The following is a 17,779-nucleotide window of genomic DNA, read 5'->3' as shown; positions in this document are numbered from 1 at the left end:
CCTCATGGCCAAGATCAAGAAGGACGACCTCGTCCAGGTCATCAGTGGCAAGGACAAGGGCAAGCAGGGCAAGGTCCTGCGCGTGTTCCCGACGGATGAGCGTGTGCTCGTCGAGGGCGTGAACCGCGTGACCAAGCACCTGCGCGCCGGCCAGGACAACAACGGTTCCACCGAGGGCGGCCTGCAGGTCGTCGAGGCCCCGATCCACATCTCGAACGTGGCCGTGGTGGACCCGGAGACCAAGAAGCCGACCCGTGTGGGCTACCGCTTCGAGACCGTCGAGAAGGACGGCGTGAGCAAGACCGTGAAGGTCCGCTTCGCCAAGGCCTCGGGGAAGGAGCTGTGATGACCGAGGTGCAGCAGACCGAGAAGGTCACCCCGCGTCTGAAGACCAAGTACCGCGAGGAGATCCGCGGCGCCCTGCAGGAGCAGTTCCAGTACGGGAACGTCATGCAGGTGCCGGGCCTCGTGAAGGTCGTCGTCAACATGGGCGTCGGCGAGGCCGCCAAGGACTCCAAGATCATCGACGGCGCGGTCACCGACCTCACCGCCATCACCGGCCAGAAGCCGATGATCACCAAGGCCCGCAAGTCCATCGCGCAGTTCAAGCTGCGTGAGGGCATGCCCATCGGCACGCACGCCACCCTCCGTGGCGACCGCATGTGGGAGTTCCTGGACCGCCTGGTCACGCTCGCGCTGCCGCGCATCCGTGACTTCCGCGGCCTGTCCGACCGCCAGTTCGACGGCAACGGCAACTACACCTTCGGCCTGTCCGAGCAGACCGTGTTCCACGAGATCGATCAGGACAAGATCGACCGCGTGCGCGGCATGGACATCACCGTGGTGACGACCGCCAAGAACGACGACGAGGGCCGCGCGCTGCTGAAGGCGCTGGGCTTCCCGTTCAAGACCGACCAGTAAGACCTCCACGCCACAGGTCCTCCACCGGTGAACCGGTGGCGGAAACCACGGCGAGAAAGGGCGTGAAGCCCACATGACCATGACCGATCCCGTCGCAGACATGCTGACCCGTCTGCGCAACGCAAACTCGGCCTACCACGACACCGTGTCCATGCCGTCCTCGAAGCTGAAGACTCGCGTCGCCGAGATCCTCAAGGCCGAGGGCTACATCCAGGACTGGCGCGAGGAGGAGGCCGAGGTCGGCAAGAAGCTGACCATCGACCTGAAGTTCGGCCCGCAGCGTGAGCGTGCGATCGCCGGCCTGCGCCGCATCTCCAAGCCGGGCCTGCGCGTGTACGCGAAGTCCACGAACCTGCCCCACGTGCTGGGCGGCCTCGGCATCGCCATCCTGTCCACCTCCTCTGGTCTCCTCACGAACCAGCAGGCCGCCAAGAAGGGCGTGGGCGGAGAAGTCCTCGCCTACGTCTGGTGACGGGCAAGACGGAAGAAAGGCTGAACTGACATGTCTCGAATCGGACGTCTCCCGATCACCATCCCCGCCGGCGTCGATGTGACCATCGACGGCGACCGCGTCTCCGTGAAGGGCCCCAAGGGCCAGCTCGAGCACTCGCTGCCCACGCCCATCACGGCCACCCTCGAGGAGGGGCAGGTCACCGTGGCCCGCCCCGACGACGAGCGTGAGTCCCGCTCCCTGCACGGTCTGACCCGTACCCTCATCAGCAACATGGTCGAGGGCGTGACCAACGGCTTCTCCAAGCAGCTCGAGGTCGTCGGCACCGGCTACCGCGTGCAGGCCAAGGGCCAGGACCTCGAGTTCGCCCTGGGCTACTCCCACCCCGTCCCGGTGAAGGCGCCCCAGGGCATCACCTTCACGGTGGAGGGCAACAGGGTCACCGTCGCCGGTATCGACAAGCAGCAGGTCGGCGAGACCGCCGCCAACATCCGCAAGCTGCGCCGCCCCGACCCGTACAAGGGCAAGGGCGTGCGCTACGCGGGCGAGCAGATCCGCCGCAAGGCCGGAAAGGCAGGTAAGTGATGTCTACTCTGAAGGTGAAGGGCAAGGGCAAGTTCAACGCCCGCACCCGCCGCCACCTCCGGGTGCGCAAGCGGATCTCCGGCACCACCGTCCGTCCCCGCCTCGTCGTCAACCGCTCTGCACGGCACATGTTCGTGCAGGTCGTGGACGACACGCAGAGCCGCACGCTCGCGTACGCCTCCACCATGGAGGCCGACGTGCGTGCGCTCGAGGGTGACAAGACGGCCAAGGCCAAGCGCGTGGGCGAGCTCGTCGCCGAGCGTGCCAAGGCGGCCGGCATCGAGGCCGTGGTCTTCGACCGCGGCGGCAACAAGTACCACGGGCGCGTCGCGGCCGTGGCCGACGGTGCGCGAGAGGGTGGGCTGCAGCTGTGACCGAGAACATCAACCAGAAGGACACTCAGGTGACCGAGAGCACCGAGACCACCGTCTCCGAGACCGGGTCGGGCTCGGCGAGCCAGACCACCGAGCGCGCCACCGGTGGCCGCGGCGGTCGCGACGGCGGCCGCGGTGGCCGTGACGGCGATCGTCGTGGCGGCCGTCGCGACGACCGCAACCGTCGTGGCGCCCAGGACGACGAGAAGGACCAGTTCCTCGAGCGCGTCGTGGGCATCAACCGCGTCTCCAAGGTCGTCAAGGGCGGCCGCCGCTTCTCCTTCACCGCCCTCGTGGTGGTGGGTGACGGCGACGGCACCGTCGGCGTCGGCTACGGCAAGGCGAAGGAGGTCCCCGCTGCGATCCAGAAGGCCGTGGAGGAGGCCAAGAAGTCCTTCTTCCGCGTCCCCCGCGTCGGCTCCACCATCCCGCACCTGGTGCAGGGTGAGGACGCCGCCGGCGTCGTGCTGCTCCGCCCGGCCTCCCCGGGTACCGGCGTGATCGCCGGCGGTCCGGTGCGCGCCGTGCTCGAGTGCGCCGGCATCCACGACGTGCTCTCCAAGTCCATGGGCTCCGTGAACGCGATCAACATCGTGCGCGGCACCGTGGACGCCCTCAAGAAGCTGGAAGAGCCCCAGGCCGTCGCCGCCCGCCGCGGCAAGGCCCTGGACGAGATCGCCCCCCATGCGATGCTGCGCACCATGGAGAACGATCGCGCCCAGAAGAGCGCGAAGGCAGGTGCGTGAGCCGTGTTTGAGCCCACTCGCAAGAACATCCAGCCCTCGGACGCCTCCCTGGTCATCACCCAGACCCGCGGCGTCACGGGCTCCAAGCAGAACCATCGGGACACCCTGCGCTCGCTGGGCCTGAAGCGGATCGGCCACCAGGTCACCCGCAAGGCCGACGCGGTGACGGTCGGCATGGTCAACACCGTGCCGCACCTGGTGTCCGTGGAGGAGGTCAACAATGGCTGACAACGACGCCATCAAGGTCCACGACCTGCGTCCGGCCCCCGGTGCCAAGACCGCCAAGACCCGCGTGGGTCGCGGTGAGGCGTCGAAGGGCAAGACCGCCGGTCGCGGCACCAAGGGCACCAAGGCCCGTTACCAGGTCCGTGCGGGCTTCGAGGGCGGCCAGCTGCCCCTGCAGATGCGTCTGCCGAAGCTCCGCGGCTTCAAGAACCCGTTCCGCACGGAGTACCAGGTCGTGAACCTGGACAAGCTCTCCGCGCACTTCCCCGAGGGCGGTGAGGTCACCGTGGACGCGCTCGTGTCCAAGGGCCTCGTCCGTCGCGGTCAGCCCGTGAAGGTGCTGGGCACGGGGGAGATCACCTCGGCCGTGCAGGTGAAGGCGAACGCCTTCTCCTCGTCCGCCGTGGAGAAGATCCAGGCCGCCGGCGGGTCCACCGAGACCCTCTGACACGCCGACCCATCCACCGAGGGCCCTGGCCCGGAGCAGCCGCTCCGGACCAGGGCCCTCGGTCCGTCCGTGTAGACTCGCACAGCGGCCGCCCCGGTGTGGCCGCCGTCTCGTGCCCCGCCCCGCGGCCGGCGCGCGCCCCACAGGACCACCGCAGGAGGACTCGTGCTCAAGGCCATCGCCCGGATCGTCCGGACGCCTGACCTGTTGCGGAAGATCGCCTTCACGCTCGCGCTCATCGCCGTCTACCGGATGGGCGCCTTCGTGCCGGCCCCCGGGGTGGACTACCCGGCGGTGCAGCAGTGTCTCGCGGCGGGCAACGCCCAGGGCGGCCTGTACTCCTTCGTGAACATGTTCTCGGGCGGGGCGCTCCTGCAGGTGTCCGTCTTCGCGCTCGGCATCATGCCCTACATCACGGCGTCGATCATCGTGCAGCTGCTGCGCGTGGTGATCCCGCGCTTCGAGCAGCTCCACCAGGAGGGCCCGCAGGGCCAGGCGACGCTGACGCAGTACACCCGCTACCTGACCCTCGCCCTCGCCCTGCTGCAGGCGACCACGATGGCCTCGCTGGCCCGCACCGGGGCCCTGCTCGGATGCAGCCTGCCGCTGCTGCGCGACGGCTCCATCCTCACGGTGCTGCTCGTGGTCATCGCCCTGACCACCGGCTGTCTCATCGTCATGTGGTTCGGCGAGCGGATCACCGAGCACGGCGTGGGCAACGGCATGTCCCTGCTGATCTTCACCTCCATCGCGGCGGGCTTCCCGGCCGGCCTCGGCCAGGTGGTCCAGACGCAGGGCTGGCGCGTGTTCGCGATCGTCATGGGGATCGGCCTGCTCACCATGCTGGCCATCGTCTTCGTGGAGGAGTCGCAGCGCCGGATCCCGGTCCAGTACGCCAAGCGGCAGATCGGCTCGCGGACCGTGGGCGGGTCGAGCACCTACATCCCGGTCAAGGTGAACATGGCCAACGTCATCCCGGTCATCTTCGCCTCCTCCGTGCTGATGCTCCCGAGCATCCTCATCCAGTTCAACACGCCGCAGGACGGCAGTGCGCCGGCCCCGTGGATCACGTGGCTGAGCCGGTACTTCGGCCCCGGCGACCACCCGGTGTACATGGCCCTGTACTTCCTGCTCATCATCGGCTTCACGTACTTCTACGTGTCCATCACGTTCAACCCGGTGGAGATCTCGGACAACATGAAGCGCTACGGCGGCTTCATCCCGGGCGTCCGCGCCGGCCGGCCCACCGAGCGTTACCTGCAGTACGTCATCAGCCGCATCACGCTCGTGGGCGCCCTCTACCTCGGTATCGTGGCCATGATCCCGCTGATCGCCTTCGCGGTGATCGGCACCAGCCAGAACTTCCCGCTCGGCGGCACGTCCATCCTCATCATGGTGGGCGTCGGCCTCCAGACCGTGAAGCAGGTCAGCGCACAGATGGAGCAGCGCCACTACGAGGGCCTGCTGCGCTGAGCCCCGACCCGATCCCGCAACGCCGTCCGTATCGACAGTGAGGAACACACGATGACCCGCATGCTGCTCATGGGCCCTCCCGGTTCCGGCAAGGGCACCCAGGCCACCCGGATCGCCGACAAGATGGGGATCGTCCCGATCTCCACCGGTGACATCTTCCGCCACAACGTGAAGTCGATGACGCCGCTCGGCGTCGAGGCCAAGAAGTACATCGACAACGGCGACTTCGTCCCCGATGAGGTCACGAACCGCATGGTCGCGGACCGCATCGCCCAGGCCGACGCGGAGCACGGCTTCCTGCTGGACGGCTACCCGCGCACGAAGGGCCAGGTCGAGGCGCTGGACGCCATGCTCGCCGAGTCCGGCCTGTCGCTGTCCGCCGTCGTCGAGCTGGAGGTGCCCGACGAGGAGCTCGTGGAGCGTCTGCTCAAGCGTGCCGAGATCGAGGGCCGCGCGGACGACACCCAGGAGGTCATCGAGCACCGCCTGGACCTGTACCACCGCGAGACCGAGTCCGTCATCCAGGAGTACGTGGAGCGCGGCATCGTCGCCCGCGTGGACGGCACCGGGCAGATCGACGACGTCACCGAGCGCCTGCTGCAGGCCGTGTACTCCGTGCGCGCCGCCACGGGCTCCCTGCCCGTGATCCAGCCGGGCGCGGAGTCCTGACCCCGTGATCGGCCGCCGCTCGCTCGAGCTCAAGACCGCCCCCCAGCTGCAGGCCATGCAGCGCGCGGGGGTGGTCCTGTCCGAGGCGCTGGACGCCACGCTGGCCGCGGCCGCGCCGGGCGTCACCACCGCGGAGCTGGACGCCGTGTTCGCGGGCGTGCTGGCCGAGCGCGGTGCGACCTCCAACTTCCTGGGCTACTACGACTTCCCGGCCTCGATCTGCACCTCGGTCAACGACGAGGTCGTGCACGGCATCCCCGGGGACCGGGTCCTGCAGACCGGCGACGTGCTGAAGGTCGACGGGGGCGCGATCGTGGACGGCTGGCACGCCGACTCGGCCCGCACGGTGATCCTGGGCTCCTCCGCGGCCGGCACCGCGGACCCGGCCGACGAGCGCCTCTCGGCGATCACGCGGGAGGCGCTCTGGGTCGGCATCGCGGCCTTCGCCTCCGCCACCCACGTCGGGGACATCGGGGACGCCATCGACGACTTCGTCTCCGCGCAGCCGGGCGAGGAGCTCGGCATCCTCGAGGAGTACGTGGGGCACGGCATCGGCTCGGCCATGCACCTGCCGCCGGACGTGTTCAACTACCGCACCGGCCACCGGGGGCCCAAGATCCGCCCCGGTCTGGCGCTCGCCATCGAGCCGATGCTGGTGCGCGGCTCCATCGACACGAAGGTGCTCGCGGACGACTGGACCGTGGTGACCCTCGACGGCGCCCGCGCGAGCCAGTGGGAGCACTCGGTCTGCCGGCACGACGCCGGCGTGTGGGTGCTCACCGCGCCCGACGGCGGCGCCTCCGAGCTCGCCCGGTTCGGCGTGGTCCCGGTCCCGCCGGGGGAGTGAGGGGCCCGAGCTGTCGGCCGTCCGTCCCGCCCGTCCGGCGGACCGGGCGGCCGTCCTCGTCTGTGCTGGTTCTCAGGCCGAGAATGCGGTATCATCGAACGTTGTTCGTGTGCGCGCACTCGTGTGCGCCGGCGAGCAGACCCGTTCCCGCCCCGTCATCCGGCCCTCCGCGGCCGTGCCCGGGGCATGACGATTGTGGAGGACATGGCTAAGAAGGAAGGTGTCATCGAGGTCGAGGGCACGGTGTCGGAGGCATTGCCGAACGCGATGTTCCGGGTCCGTCTGCAGAACGAGCACGTCGTGCTCGCCACGATCTCCGGAAAGATGCGTCAGCACTACATCCGCATCCTCCCCGAGGATCGCGTCGTGGTGGAGCTTAGCCCGTACGACCTCAACCGGGGTCGGATCGTGTACCGATACAAGTAAGAACCCCCGTCCAAGCGAGCGCAGGAGGAAGAGCCGTGAAGGTTCAGCCGAGCGTGAAGCGGATTTGTGACAAGTGCCAGGTCGTGCGCCGTAAGGGCCGCGTGCTGGTGATCTGCTCGAACCCGCGCCACAAGCAGCGCCAGGGCTGATCGCCTCCCCGGGAGCCCGGGGAGCGACGCCGTCGCGTTGACCACACCACCCACCGGCCATCGGGCCGAACAGCAGGGACAGCGGTCCACCCCGTGAGGGGAGGGCCCCCACCTCCGGCCGCAGGGGCCGGAGACCGACGACGGCGGACGCCCGCCGCGGAGCACGCCGGATCTTCCCCGGCGCCGCGACGACGGGTCCGCGAGGCCCAGTGCCGCGTCGTACGGGACGTCCCTGGTGCAGACCCCTGCTGCAGAAGAACAGGAGGACGGCCACATGGCTCGTCTTGCAGGCGTTGACATTCCGCGCGAGAAGCGCGTGATCATCGCACTCACGTACATCTACGGTGTGGGCAAGACCCGCGCTGAGGAGACCCTCGCCGCCACGGGCATCGACCCGAACATCCGCGTGAAGGACCTCTCCGACGAGCAGCTGGTGCAGCTGCGCGACCACATCGAGGGCAGCTACAAGGTGGAGGGCGACCTCCGCCGCGAGGTGGCCGCCGACATCCGTCGCAAGGTGGAGATCGGCTCCTACGAGGGCCTGCGCCACCGCCGCGGCCTGCCGGTGCGCGGCCAGCGCACGAAGACCAACGCCCGTACCCGCAAGGGCCCCAAGAAGACGGTCGCCGGCAAGAAGAAGTGATCCTGCACCGGCGGTGACCGCGTCCACGTCCGGACGCCCCGCCCGCAGCATCAGCACCAGCAGCTTTCCCGGAGGAGAATCACATGCCCCCCAAGACTCGCGCATCGGCTGCCCGCAAGCCGCGTCGCAAGGCCAACAAGAACATCACCGTGGGCCAGGCCCACATCAAGAGCACGTTCAACAACACCATCGTGTCCATCACGGACACCACGGGTGCCGTCATCTCCTGGGCCTCGTCCGGCGAGGTCGGCTTCAAGGGGTCGCGCAAGTCGACCCCGTACGCCGCGCAGATGGCCGCCGAGCAGGCCGCCAAGCGTGCACAGGAGCACGGCATGAAGAAGGTGGACGTCTTCGTGAAGGGTCCGGGCTCGGGCCGCGAGACCGCCATCCGCTCCCTGCAGGCCGCCGGCCTCGAGGTGGGGTCCATCCAGGACGTCACCCCCATGGCCCACAACGGCGCTCGCCCGGCGAAGCGCCGCCGCGTCTGACCTGAGCGCTGTGTCCGCGTCCGCCCCCGCCCGGGGCGGACGCGGACAGGTCTGCGGACCTGCCCCCACCCCGTCCTCGTTTCCACCCACCGCGTGCGTCATATGGCGGACGCTCGCCGAAAGGAAATGTCCGTGCTCATTGCACAGCGCCCCACGCTGACCGAAGAGGTCGTCTCCGACCGTCGTTCCCGGTTCGTCATCGAGCCCCTGGAGCCCGGCTTCGGCTACACCCTCGGCAACTCCCTGCGCCGCACTCTGCTCTCGTCGATCCCCGGTGCTGCCGTGACCAGCATCCGCGTGGACGGCGTGCTGCACGAGTTCAGCACCGTCAACGGAGTCAAGGAGGATGTCACCGAGATCATCCTCAACATCAAGAAGCTCTCCGTCTCCTCGGAGAACGACGAGCCCGTGGTGGCCTACCTGCGCAAGCAGGGGGCCGGCGTCGTCACCGCCGCGGACATCACCGCGCCGGCCGGCGTCGAGATCCACAACCCGGACCTGCACATCGCGACCCTGAACGCGAAGGGCAAGTTCGACATGGAGCTGACCATCGAGCGCGGTCGCGGCTACGTGACCGCCGCCCAGAACAAGTCCGCGGACGCGGAGATCGGCCGTATCCCGGTCGACTCCATCTACTCGCCGGTCCTCAAGGTGACCTTCAAGGTCGAGGCCACCCGTGTGGAGCAGCGCACCGACTTCGACCGTCTGATCCTGGACGTGGAGACCAAGGAGAACATGCTGCCGCGTGACGCGGTGGCCTCTGCCGGCTCCACCCTGGTCGAGCTGTTCGGCCTGGCCCGCTCGCTCAACGTCGAGGCCGAGGGCATCGACCTGGGCGACGAGCCCGAGGTCGTCGAGGGCTCCGCCGACCTGGCCCAGCCGATCGAGGAGCTCGAGCTCACCGTGCGCTCGTACAACTGCCTCAAGCGCGAGGGCATCCACACCGTGGGCGAGCTCGTGGGCCGTTCCGAGGCCGACCTGATGGACATCCGCAACTTCGGCGCGAAGTCCATCGACGAGGTCAAGGAGAAGCTCCAGGAGCTGGGCCTGTCCCTCAAGGACTCGCCGGCCGGCTACGACCCGCAGGCGCACGCGCGCCAGATGGACGACGACCCGTTCTCGGACTTCTGAGCCGATCCCGCACCACCTGACATCTTCGACCCGACGCCGCAGCCGGCTGAAGGGTCCCACCCGAGGAGAAACACCATGCCTACCCCCACCAAGGGTCCGCGTCTGGGCGGCAGCCCGGCCCACGAGCGCATCATGCTGGCGAACATGTCCGCCCAGCTGTTCGAGCACAAGTCGATCACCACGACGCTCACCCGCGCCAAGCGCCTGCGCCCGTACGCCGAGCGCCTGATCACCTTCGCCAAGAAGGGCGATCTGCCGGCCCGCCGCAAGGTGCAGGGTCTCATCGCCGCCAAGAACCGCACCAACAAGGCGGTCGTGCACGAGCTGTTCACCGTGATCGGCCCGGCGATGGCCGAGCGCAACGGCGGCTACACCCGCATCACCAAGATCGGCAACCGCCAGGGCGACAACGCGCCCATGGCCGTGATCGAGCTGATCATGGACCCGATCTCCGGCAAGCAGGCCGTGGTGCGTGAGGCCGAGCAGGCCGCCGCGTCCGCGCCGGCCGCCCCGGCCGAGTCCACCCCGGTGGAGGCCGTCGACCCGGCCGCCACCGAGGAGGTCACCGTGGCCGAGTCGCAGGAGACCGCCGCCGAGATCGACGGCGCCGTGCCCACCAACGAGGACGGCTCGGCTCCGGCCGAGGCCGCCATCAAGGGCAATGCCAGCTCGAAGAAGTACCACGTCCCCGGCTCGCGCTGGTACGACCAGACCACCGCCGAGGTCTGGTTCTCCACCGTCGAGGAGGCCAAGGCCGCGGGCTTCGAGCCCGCCGGTGGCGAGGCCGCCCAGAAGATGGCCTGACGCCATCGCGTGAGTCCGCGTCCGTCCCCGTGACGACGCATCGGCGAGGGCCGTCCACCACTCGGTGGGCGGCCCTTCGCCGTCTCCCGCCCCGCCCCGACCCGCTTGAGGAGCAGCATGAGCGAGCAGCACCGCCCGGACGCCCCGCCGGCGCCCGGGGATCCCGCGTCCGTGCGCGTCCGCCTGGACCTGGCCTACGACGGCGGCGCCTTCCACGGCTGGGCCCGCCAGCCCGGTCTCGACTCGGTCCAGGGCGCTCTGGAGGAGGGGCTCGAGCGGATCCTCCGCCGGCCCGTGCGCACGGTGGTCGCCGGCCGCACCGACGCGGGGGTGCACGCGCGCGGCCAGGTCGTCCACCTCGACCTGACCGAGACGGAGTGGGCGGGCCTGACCCGCGGCCGGCCCGGCCTGGAGCCGGCCACCTCCCTCACCCGCCGCCTCGGCGGGGTGCTCTCCGGGTGGGGCGGGGCCGTCGTCGTGCACGGGGCGCGGCGGGCTCCCGCGGGCTTCGACGCGCGGTTTAGCGCGCTGTGGCGCGAGTACGAGTACCGGATCGACGACGCTCCCGCCGCGCGTGATCCGCGCACGCGGGGCTTCACCCACTGGCACGGCGCCGCCCTGGACGATCGCCTCATGGCCCTGGAGGCCGACGCCGTCCTCGGACTGCACGACTTCCTGTCCTTCTGCCGGCCCCGCGCGGGCGCCACGACCATCCGCGAGGTGAAGCACCTGGAGGTGCGACGCGATGAGGACGGCGTCGTGCGCATCCGGATCCGGGCCGACGCGTTCTGCCACAACATGGTCCGGGCGATCGTCGGGGCGCTGCTGCAGGTGGGGGAGGGGGCCCGCGAGCCCGGCTGGCTCGCGCACCGGGTGGCGAGGCCGGCCCGCGACTCCGAGGTGCGCCTCGCCCCGCCCGGGGGGCTGACGCTGCTCGCCGTCGGCTATCCCGACGAGGCGGAGGAGCTGCGCCGGCGCGCCGAGGGCACCCGGGCGAAGCGGACCCTGTGAGCCGGGGTCGCCCGCGGCGACGGCTTTTGGCTCCGGGGCCCGCGTTCGGTAGGATGGGTGGACGTTGCGCATGCCCGCACCCGGATGCGTCGTGCCGCGAGTGGCTCAGTTGCATGGCCTTCAGCTCGCGCCGCACCCCCGGGGCATCGGGCCCGGACGCCTTCCAGCCCTCACCTGGGGGACCGGCGCGCACGGAGAACTGACAGCGCGAGCGCGCCGGAATCACGACCCGGCGGGCAGGTGCTGTGGACCACCACCGACCCTGAAGGCAGACAACGTGCGTACGTACTCTCCCAAGCCTGGTGACGCCGACCGTCAGTGGCACATCATCGATGCCACCGACGTCGTCCTCGGCCGCCTGGCCTCCCACACCGCCGCCCTCCTGCGCGGCAAGCACAAGCCGACGTTCGCCCCCCACATGGACATGGGCGACTACGTCATCATCGTGAACGCCGAGAAGGTCGCCCTCACCGGCGCCAAGCTCGAGAAGAAGCGCGCCTACCGCCACTCGGGCTACCCGGGCGGCCTGAAGTCGCAGTCCTACGCCGAGCTGCTCGAGACCAACCCGGTCCGCGCCGTGGAGAAGGCCGTCAAGGGCATGCTCCCGAAGAACTCGCTGGCCGCCCAGCAGCTCTCCAAGCTGAAGGTGTACAAGGGCGCCGAGCACCCGCACACCGCCCAGCAGCCCCAGACCTTCGAGATCGGCCAGGTCGCCCAGTGACCCCGGCGGGCCACTGACGCAGACCTTCCCTGAGGAGAACCATGAGCATCAACGAGAACGACGACGTGGAGCTGACGAGCTACACCTCTGAGTCCACCGCCGCCGCCGAGGCCCCCGTCGCCTCCGAGCGCCCGGCCCTGACCGTGCCCGGCTCCGCCGTCGGCCGCCGCAAGGAGGCCGTGGCCCGCGTGCGCCTCGTCCCCGGCTCCGGCCAGTGGACCATCAACGGCCGCGCCCTGGAGAACTACTTCCCCAACAAGCTGCACCAGCAGGAGGTCTCCGACCCCTTCACGCTGCTGGAGCTGACCGGCGCCTACGACGTGATCGCCCGCATCCACGGCGGCGGCCCCTCCGGCCAGGCCGGTGCGCTGCGCCTGGGCATCTCCCGCGCCCTCAACGAGATCGACCGCGAGCACAACCGCCCGGCGCTCAAGAAGGCCGGCTTCCTGACCCGCGACGCCCGCGTCATCGAGCGCAAGAAGGCCGGCCTCAAGAAGGCCCGCAAGGCCTCGCAGTTCTCGAAGCGCTGATCCTGCGCCGCACGGTGTCCCCACCGTGCCCCCGCCGACGCCCCGTCCCGCTCCTCACGAGCGGGGCGGGGCGTCCGCCGTCTCCGTGGGCCGGCGGCACCTGACCCAGGGGTAATATGAAGGCGCATGGCGACGACGCCATGACGGGCCGCTCGCCCGTCCGGTGCGCGGTCCGATCGGAGACACCATCAGGAGCCGCCGTGGCCGAGAACACGAGTCCCACGCCCGACCCCCGCACCCGTGGCGAGCACGGCACGGAGCACGCCGCGCAGGCCCCCTTCGCCGTGACCCGTGACTACGCCGCCGAGGTGGACGAGATCCGGGAGCTGGGCCGCAAGCTCGGCGGGGAGAAGAAGACCCCCACCCCGGACCCGCAGGCCTGGCGTGAGGGCTACCCGTACAAGACCAAGCTCAGCCGCAAGAGCTACGAACGACGCAAGCGCGAGCTGCAGATCGAGCTGTTGAAGATGCAGCTCTGGGTCAAGGAGACCGGCCAGAAGGTCCTGATCATCTTCGAGGGCCGCGACGCCGCCGGCAAGGGCGGCGCCATCAAGCGATTCAACGAGCACCTCAACCCCCGCGGCGCCCGGACCGTGGCCCTGGAGAAGCCCACGGAGGAGGAGGCCTCGCAGTGGTACTTCCAGCGCTACATCCAGCACCTGCCCTCCGGCGGTGAGATCGTGATGTTCGACCGCTCCTGGTACAACCGGGCCGGCGTCGAGCGCGTCATGGGCTACTGCACGGCGCAGCAGTACCTCGAGTTCATGCGCGAGACCCCTGAGCTGGAGCGCATGCTCGTCAACTCCGGCGTGCACATCATCAAGTTCTGGTTCTCCGTGTCCCAGCGCGAGCAGCTCAACCGCTTCGCCGCGCGGGAGACCGACCCCGTGCGTCGCTGGAAGCTCTCGCCCACCGACCTGGCCTCCCTGGACAAGTGGGACGACTACACGAACGCGAAGGAGGCCATGTTCTTCTACACGCACACGGCCGACGCCCCGTGGACCGTCGTGAAGTCGAACGACAAGAAGCGCGCCCGCCTCGAGGCCATCCGCCACGTGCTGCACACGCTGCCCTACCCGGACAAGGACGAGCGCATCGTCCACCGCCCCGACCCGCAGATCTGCGGCCCGGCCAACGAGCTGGCCGAGTACGGCGAGGTCTCCGGCGGCTCGTTCCCGCGCGTGCGCTGACCGGGCCGCACACGACGGCGCCCCTCACCGTCCGGTGAGGGGGGCCGTCGTGGGCAGCGGGGCGGATTCAGCCGCGCTCCTCCTCCACGTACTCCGGGGTGACGTGTGCGTCGTCGAAGAGGTTGTCCGCCCCGAAGCCCTCCGAGACGTGGTACTCGCCCGAGGCCAGGGAGAGGCGGACGTCCTCGCGCAGGATCGGCAGCTTGGCGTAGAACGCGTCGCCGCAGCAGCTGGTGGCGGTGACGTCGCGGTGGCCGATGATGCGGGACGGCGGCAGCTCGTACTGCTGGCAGATGTAGGCGACGAGCGGCACCAGGCCGGCGTACAGGCTCTGCGGCGGCGGGTTCAGCATGTACAGCCCCTCGCACTCGATGCCGAGCGCGTAGGCGTTGAAACCGAGCGCGTGGACGCCGAGCATGAACGTCTGTCCGTCCTCGAGCGCGTGCCGGGAGCCGTGGCGGCCCTCCATCGCGAAGCCGCCGCGGGAGACGGTGAAGTGCTGCCCGGTGTCGCCCCAGTCGTTCGCGGGGCTCATGTGCGCGTTCTGGACCACCTGTGCGATGCTTTCCGCCGCCTCCCGGGAGCCGTCCGTGACGTTCGGCGTGGTGGTGTGGTGGATCACCAGGTAGGAGGGGCGCTCGTTCAGGGTCTGCAGGTAGTAGTTGGGCTGCATGGCGCCCCACTGCGCCGTGGTGATGATGTCCGGAGCGGGCAGGCGGGTGGCCTGCTCGTCGCCCTCCGAGCTCTGCTCGGCCTGCTCATCACGCCCGCAGCCGGCCACGCCGGCGGCGATCGCCAGGCCCGTGCCGCCCAGCACGCTGCGGCGCGTCCAGGAATGGGGGAGCGGGGGCGGGGTCACGTCGGGCATGGATCGAGGTCCTTCGGGTTCGGGGCGGGGCCTCCCGGGCGGGTGTGAGCGGACGGGCGCGGCCGCGGGGGCTCGACCGGTCCGATGCTACCGCCCCCCGGCCCGTTTCGTGACCCTCCCGTGATGCAGGCCGCAGGGGCGGCCCCTACACTGACTGATCATGTCGAGATTGTTCGGAACCGATGGCGTCCGTGGCCTGGCCAACGAGACCCTCACCGTGGAGTTGTCCGTCCAGCTGGCCCAGGCCGCCTCGCCCGTCCTCGGCGCGGAGGCCTTCGACGCCGGCCGACGCCCGGTCGCCGTCGTGGCCCGGGACCCGCGCATCAGCGGCGAGTTCATCGCGGCCGCCGTGCAGGCGGGCCTGGCGTCCTCCGGCGTGGACGTGTGGGACGCCGGTGTGCTGCCGACCCCCGCCGCCGCCTATCTCGTGGGGGACCTGGACGCCGACTTCGGTGTGATGATCTCCGCCTCCCACAACCCGGCCCCGGACAACGGCATCAAGTTCCTCGCGCGCGGCGGCGAGAAGCTGACCGACGCACAGGAGGACGAGATCATCCGCCACCTCGAGGGCGTGACGCCGCGGCGGCCCCAGGGCGCGGACGTGGGCCGCGTGCGCGTCTTCGCGGACGCCGAGGACCGCTACGTCCTCCACCTCCTGCAGACCCTCCCGCACCGGCTGGACGGGCTCAAGGTCGTCCTGGACTGCGCACACGGCGCGGCCGCCGGCTGCTCGCCCGAGGCGTTCCGCGCCGCCGGCGCGGAGGTCGTGGTGATCGGCGCGTCCCCGGACGGGCTCAACATCAACGACGGCTACGGCTCCACCCACCTCGAGAAGCTCCAGGCGGCCGTGCGCAAGCACGGTGCGGACCTCGGCATCGCGCACGACGGCGACGCCGACCGGTGCCTCGCCGTGGACGAGCGCGGCGAGGTCGTCGACGGCGACCAGATCATGGGCGTCATGGCCGTGGCACTCAAGGACCGCGGCGTCCTGCGCGACGACACCCTGGTCGTGACCGTCATGTCCAACCTGGGCCTGAAGCTGGCCATGGGCCGGGAGGGCGTCCAGCTCGTCGAGACCCAGGTGGGCGACCGCTACGTCCTGGCCGGCATGAAGCTCGGCGACTACTCGCTCGGCGGCGAGCAGTCCGGCCACGTGATCTTCTCGGACCACGCCACCACCGGCGACGGGGTCCTCACCGGCCTGCAGCTCGCCTCGCGCGTCGCCGAGACCGGCACCCCGCTCTCCGAGCTGGCCGCGGTGATGGACCGGCTGCCCCAGGTCCTCGTGAACGTGCGCGGCGTGGACAAGTCCCGCGCCGCCGAGGACGAGGCCGTCCAGGCGGCGGTCGCCGAGGCGGAGGCCCGCCTCGGCGAGACCGGCCGCGTGCTGCTGCGCCCGTCGGGCACGGAGCCGGTCGTGCGCGTCATGGTCGAGGCCCCGGACGAGGAGACCGCCGGCCGGGAGGCCCAGGTGCTGGCCGACGTCGTGCAGCGCGAGCTGCGCCTGCACGACTGACCGGGCCGATGACGTCGGACGCGGCCCCCCCGCCCCGCCGCTGGACCCTGTTCGCGGGGCTGCTCGCGGGGCTGGCGGTCCTGTGGTCGGCCGCGTTCCTCGCCGTGGACGCGCCCGTGTGCGCGCGGCAGGGCGCCCCCGTGGAGTGGCTGCCGTGCCTGGATCCGGACCGGCAGGACTCGGAGATCGCCCCGGACGCCGGGTCCAGCGCGGACCGGACGACGTCGCGCCCCTGAGGGCACCGCCCCGGTGGCGCCGCGGGCATGAAGGAAGGGCCCGGGGCGACTCGCGTGAGTCGTCCCGGGCCCTTCGGCGTCGGACAGGGAGAGATCAGAGGGCGGTGGTCCCGGAGGTGGGGCCGCCGCGGCGCTCGGCGAGCAGGTCGCGGATCTCGGTGAGCACGGCGACGTCGGCGGCCACCTCCTCCTCGGCGGGGTCGATGCCGAGGCGGCGGTTGCGGGCCTCGATCATCTTGTTCATCGGCATCACGATGGCGAAGTACACGGCCGCGGCGATCAGCAGGAAGTTGACGATGGCGGTGAGCAGCACGCCGAACTTCACGTCGTTGCCGTTGAGGGTCAGCACGGCGAACGAGTCGAAGTTCGGCGAGCCCACGGCGGCGGCGATGAGCGGCATGAGGACCGCCTCGACGAGCGCGTTCACGATCTTGCCGAAGGCGGCGCCGATGATGACGGCCACGGCAAGGTCGAGGACGTTGCCCTTCATGATGAAGTCTTTGAATCCCTGGAGCATGGGGAGAATCCTACGTGTGACGAGGGCGGCGCGGTACGGGTTCGAGCGAGTCGCGCGTCTCAGTCCGCGTAGTCCGGCGCCGGCGGCAGACCCCACGCGGTCTCGAGGACGCCGCCGGCCGACTCGACCCGGGCCGCCTCCGCGGACCCGACGTAGCGCAGATGCCACGGCTCGTGGGCGAAGCCCGTCACGTCCTCGGCCCCGGCGGGATAGCGGATGACGAACCCGTACTCGGCGGCATGCGCGGCCACCCAGCGGCCCGCGGCGGTGTCGCCGAAGCACGCTTCCAGGTCACACGCGGGGGTCGCGGCGTCGCCCACGTCCCAGGCCAGGCCGGTCTGGTGCTCGGAGTACCCCGGCCGAGCCGAGACGCGGTCGGCCTCGGCGCGGCCCAGCTCGTCGACCCAGTGGCCGTACGTCCGGACCTGGTAGTCGTACGAGCGGTAGGCGCTCAGGGTGGTGAGGTCGTGGTCCGCCGCCGCGGCCGCATCCAGCAGGTCACCGGCCGCCGTCGCGGCCTCCGCCCTCAGGGGCAGCTCGCTGCCGGTCACGGCCACCAGATCCGAGGGCGCCCAGTCGGGCGGGGCCACGGGGCGGGTCTTGTTCACGACGACGTCGAGGGCGGCCGGGTCGGCGTGCGTGCCCGACGACGGCGCCGTGCTCGAGGCGGCGCCGGACGACGCGGCCGCGCTCGCGGAGCCGGACGTCGGCGTCGTCGGCGTCGAGGACGGGCCCGCGGCGGGCGTGCCGCAGCCGGCCGCGAGCAGCGCGAGCGCGGCCAGCGCGGCGAGCGGGAGGGTGCGACGCATG

26 protein-coding genes are annotated in these 17,779 nt (G+C 70.7%); 23 read left to right on the top strand and 3 right to left on the bottom strand.

Going from position 1 to position 17,779, the window contains the following annotated elements:
• Window positions 1-4: 4 nt before the first annotated feature.
• The 21 genes from rplX to ppk2 all read left to right on the top strand — a co-directional run bounded on the left by rplX (window position 5) and on the right by ppk2 (window position 13,832).
• The gene (rplX, locus tag AUV08_RS03790) at window positions 5-346 is read left to right on the top strand and encodes a 50S ribosomal protein L24 (protein ID WP_002857489.1); all 342 of its coding nucleotides are present in this window, start codon (window positions 5-7) and stop codon (window positions 344-346) included.
• Window positions 346-921 carry a 50S ribosomal protein L5 gene (rplE, locus tag AUV08_RS03785; protein WP_002857492.1) on the top strand — a complete coding sequence of 192 codons (576 nt, stop codon included), beginning with the start codon at window positions 346-348 and terminating at the stop codon, window positions 919-921. Before rplX ends, rplE begins: the two co-directional genes overlap by 1 nt.
• Window positions 922-994: 73 nt before the next feature.
• On the top strand, window positions 995-1,393 hold the full coding sequence (gene rpsH / locus AUV08_RS03780) for a 30S ribosomal protein S8 (RefSeq protein WP_002857494.1): 399 nt from the start codon (window positions 995-997) through the stop codon (window positions 1,391-1,393).
• A 30-nt stretch (window positions 1,394-1,423) separates the two neighbouring features.
• Window positions 1,424-1,957, top strand: a complete 534-nt coding sequence (rplF, locus tag AUV08_RS03775) for a 50S ribosomal protein L6 (protein ID WP_002857496.1) — start codon at window positions 1,424-1,426, stop codon at window positions 1,955-1,957.
• On the top strand, window positions 1,957-2,331 hold the full coding sequence (gene rplR, locus AUV08_RS03770) for a 50S ribosomal protein L18 (protein ID WP_002857498.1): 375 nt from the start codon (window positions 1,957-1,959) through the stop codon (window positions 2,329-2,331). The genes rplF and rplR overlap by 1 nt, the downstream gene beginning before the upstream one ends.
• Entirely contained in the window at window positions 2,328-3,077 is a 750-nt protein-coding gene (gene rpsE / locus AUV08_RS03765; RefSeq protein WP_002857500.1) for a 30S ribosomal protein S5, read from the top strand. The genes rplR and rpsE overlap by 4 nt, the downstream gene beginning before the upstream one ends.
• 3 nt (window positions 3,078-3,080) lie before the next feature.
• Window positions 3,081-3,305, top strand: a complete 225-nt coding sequence (gene rpmD, locus AUV08_RS03760) for a 50S ribosomal protein L30 (RefSeq protein WP_061867121.1) — start codon at window positions 3,081-3,083, stop codon at window positions 3,303-3,305.
• A complete protein-coding gene (rplO, locus tag AUV08_RS03755; protein WP_036317776.1) occupies window positions 3,298-3,750 on the top strand; it encodes a 50S ribosomal protein L15 in 453 nt (150 codons plus the stop codon). Before rpmD ends, rplO begins: the two co-directional genes overlap by 8 nt.
• A 165-nt stretch (window positions 3,751-3,915) precedes the next feature.
• Complete coding sequence (gene secY / locus AUV08_RS03750; RefSeq protein ID WP_061867120.1) at window positions 3,916-5,223, top strand: preprotein translocase subunit SecY; 1,308 nt, start codon at window positions 3,916-3,918, stop codon at window positions 5,221-5,223.
• A gap of 51 nt (window positions 5,224-5,274) precedes the next feature.
• A complete protein-coding gene (locus AUV08_RS03745) occupies window positions 5,275-5,892 on the top strand; it encodes an adenylate kinase (protein ID WP_061867119.1) in 618 nt (205 codons plus the stop codon).
• A gap of 4 nt (window positions 5,893-5,896) precedes the next feature.
• The gene (map, locus tag AUV08_RS03740; protein ID WP_084776546.1) at window positions 5,897-6,739 is read left to right on the top strand and encodes a type I methionyl aminopeptidase; all 843 of its coding nucleotides are present in this window, start codon (window positions 5,897-5,899) and stop codon (window positions 6,737-6,739) included.
• Window positions 6,740-6,943: 204 nt separating this feature from the next.
• Window positions 6,944-7,165 carry a translation initiation factor IF-1 gene (gene infA, locus AUV08_RS03735; protein ID WP_010080397.1) on the top strand — a complete coding sequence of 74 codons (222 nt, stop codon included), beginning with the start codon at window positions 6,944-6,946 and terminating at the stop codon, window positions 7,163-7,165.
• A gap of 35 nt (window positions 7,166-7,200) precedes the next feature.
• On the top strand, window positions 7,201-7,314 hold the full coding sequence (gene rpmJ / locus AUV08_RS11735) for a 50S ribosomal protein L36 (RefSeq protein WP_002857509.1): 114 nt from the start codon (window positions 7,201-7,203) through the stop codon (window positions 7,312-7,314).
• Between the two features lie 274 nt (window positions 7,315-7,588).
• Window positions 7,589-7,957, top strand: coding sequence for a 30S ribosomal protein S13 (rpsM, locus tag AUV08_RS03730; protein ID WP_017487821.1), 369 nt, complete (start codon window positions 7,589-7,591; stop codon window positions 7,955-7,957).
• A gap of 83 nt (window positions 7,958-8,040) precedes the next feature.
• Window positions 8,041-8,445, top strand: coding sequence for a 30S ribosomal protein S11 (gene rpsK / locus AUV08_RS03725; protein ID WP_002857513.1), 405 nt, complete (start codon window positions 8,041-8,043; stop codon window positions 8,443-8,445).
• Between the two features lie 132 nt (window positions 8,446-8,577).
• Window positions 8,578-9,576: a DNA-directed RNA polymerase subunit alpha gene (locus tag AUV08_RS03720; RefSeq protein WP_049146318.1), complete on the top strand. Its 999-nt coding sequence runs from the start codon at window positions 8,578-8,580 to the stop codon at window positions 9,574-9,576.
• A 75-nt stretch (window positions 9,577-9,651) separates the two neighbouring features.
• Window positions 9,652-10,380 (top strand): 50S ribosomal protein L17, encoded by a 729-nt coding sequence (rplQ, locus tag AUV08_RS03715; protein WP_061867118.1) that lies wholly within the window; start codon window positions 9,652-9,654, stop codon window positions 10,378-10,380.
• A 117-nt stretch (window positions 10,381-10,497) separates the two neighbouring features.
• Window positions 10,498-11,391, top strand: coding sequence for a tRNA pseudouridine(38-40) synthase TruA (gene truA / locus AUV08_RS03710; RefSeq protein WP_061867117.1), 894 nt, complete (start codon window positions 10,498-10,500; stop codon window positions 11,389-11,391).
• Between the two features lie 277 nt (window positions 11,392-11,668).
• Complete coding sequence (gene rplM / locus AUV08_RS03705) at window positions 11,669-12,112, top strand: 50S ribosomal protein L13 (RefSeq protein WP_036337972.1); 444 nt, start codon at window positions 11,669-11,671, stop codon at window positions 12,110-12,112.
• A 41-nt stretch (window positions 12,113-12,153) separates the two neighbouring features.
• On the top strand, window positions 12,154-12,642 hold the full coding sequence (gene rpsI, locus AUV08_RS03700; RefSeq protein ID WP_036317791.1) for a 30S ribosomal protein S9: 489 nt from the start codon (window positions 12,154-12,156) through the stop codon (window positions 12,640-12,642).
• 200 nt (window positions 12,643-12,842) lie between these two features.
• Entirely contained in the window at window positions 12,843-13,832 is a 990-nt protein-coding gene (gene ppk2 / locus AUV08_RS03695; protein ID WP_061867116.1) for a polyphosphate kinase 2, read from the top strand.
• Between the two features lie 67 nt (window positions 13,833-13,899).
• Here ppk2 and AUV08_RS03690 read toward each other — a convergent pair whose 3' ends face one another.
• The gene (locus AUV08_RS03690; protein WP_061867115.1) at window positions 13,900-14,700 is read right to left on the bottom strand and encodes a peptidoglycan recognition family protein; all 801 of its coding nucleotides are present in this window, start codon (window positions 14,698-14,700) and stop codon (window positions 13,900-13,902) included.
• A 160-nt stretch (window positions 14,701-14,860) separates the two neighbouring features.
• On the opposite strand from AUV08_RS03690, the gene glmM reads away from it, so the two are divergent.
• Window positions 14,861-16,216 carry a phosphoglucosamine mutase gene (gene glmM / locus AUV08_RS03685; RefSeq protein WP_197459298.1) on the top strand — a complete coding sequence of 452 codons (1,356 nt, stop codon included), beginning with the start codon at window positions 14,861-14,863 and terminating at the stop codon, window positions 16,214-16,216.
• A gap of 8 nt (window positions 16,217-16,224) precedes the next feature.
• Entirely contained in the window at window positions 16,225-16,452 is a 228-nt protein-coding gene (locus tag AUV08_RS03680; RefSeq protein WP_061867113.1) for a hypothetical protein, read from the top strand.
• Between the two features lie 94 nt (window positions 16,453-16,546).
• On the opposite strand, the gene mscL is transcribed toward AUV08_RS03680, so the two are convergent.
• Together mscL and AUV08_RS03670 are read right to left on the bottom strand one after the other, a co-directional pair.
• Window positions 16,547-16,969 carry a large conductance mechanosensitive channel protein MscL gene (mscL, locus tag AUV08_RS03675; protein ID WP_061867112.1) on the bottom strand — a complete coding sequence of 141 codons (423 nt, stop codon included), beginning with the start codon at window positions 16,967-16,969 and terminating at the stop codon, window positions 16,547-16,549.
• A 59-nt stretch (window positions 16,970-17,028) separates the two neighbouring features.
• Window positions 17,029-17,778 (bottom strand): M15 family metallopeptidase, encoded by a 750-nt coding sequence (locus AUV08_RS03670; RefSeq protein ID WP_157554059.1) that lies wholly within the window; start codon window positions 17,776-17,778, stop codon window positions 17,029-17,031.
• Window position 17,779: the final 1 nt, after the last annotated feature.

The organism is Micrococcus sp. CH7, from assembly GCF_001595485.1.
Taxonomy (GTDB): Bacteria; Actinomycetota; Actinomycetes; order Actinomycetales; family Micrococcaceae; genus Micrococcus; species Micrococcus luteus.
Note: the sequence above shows the minus strand (reverse complement) of the source record. Positions and strands in the feature narration are given on the sequence as shown.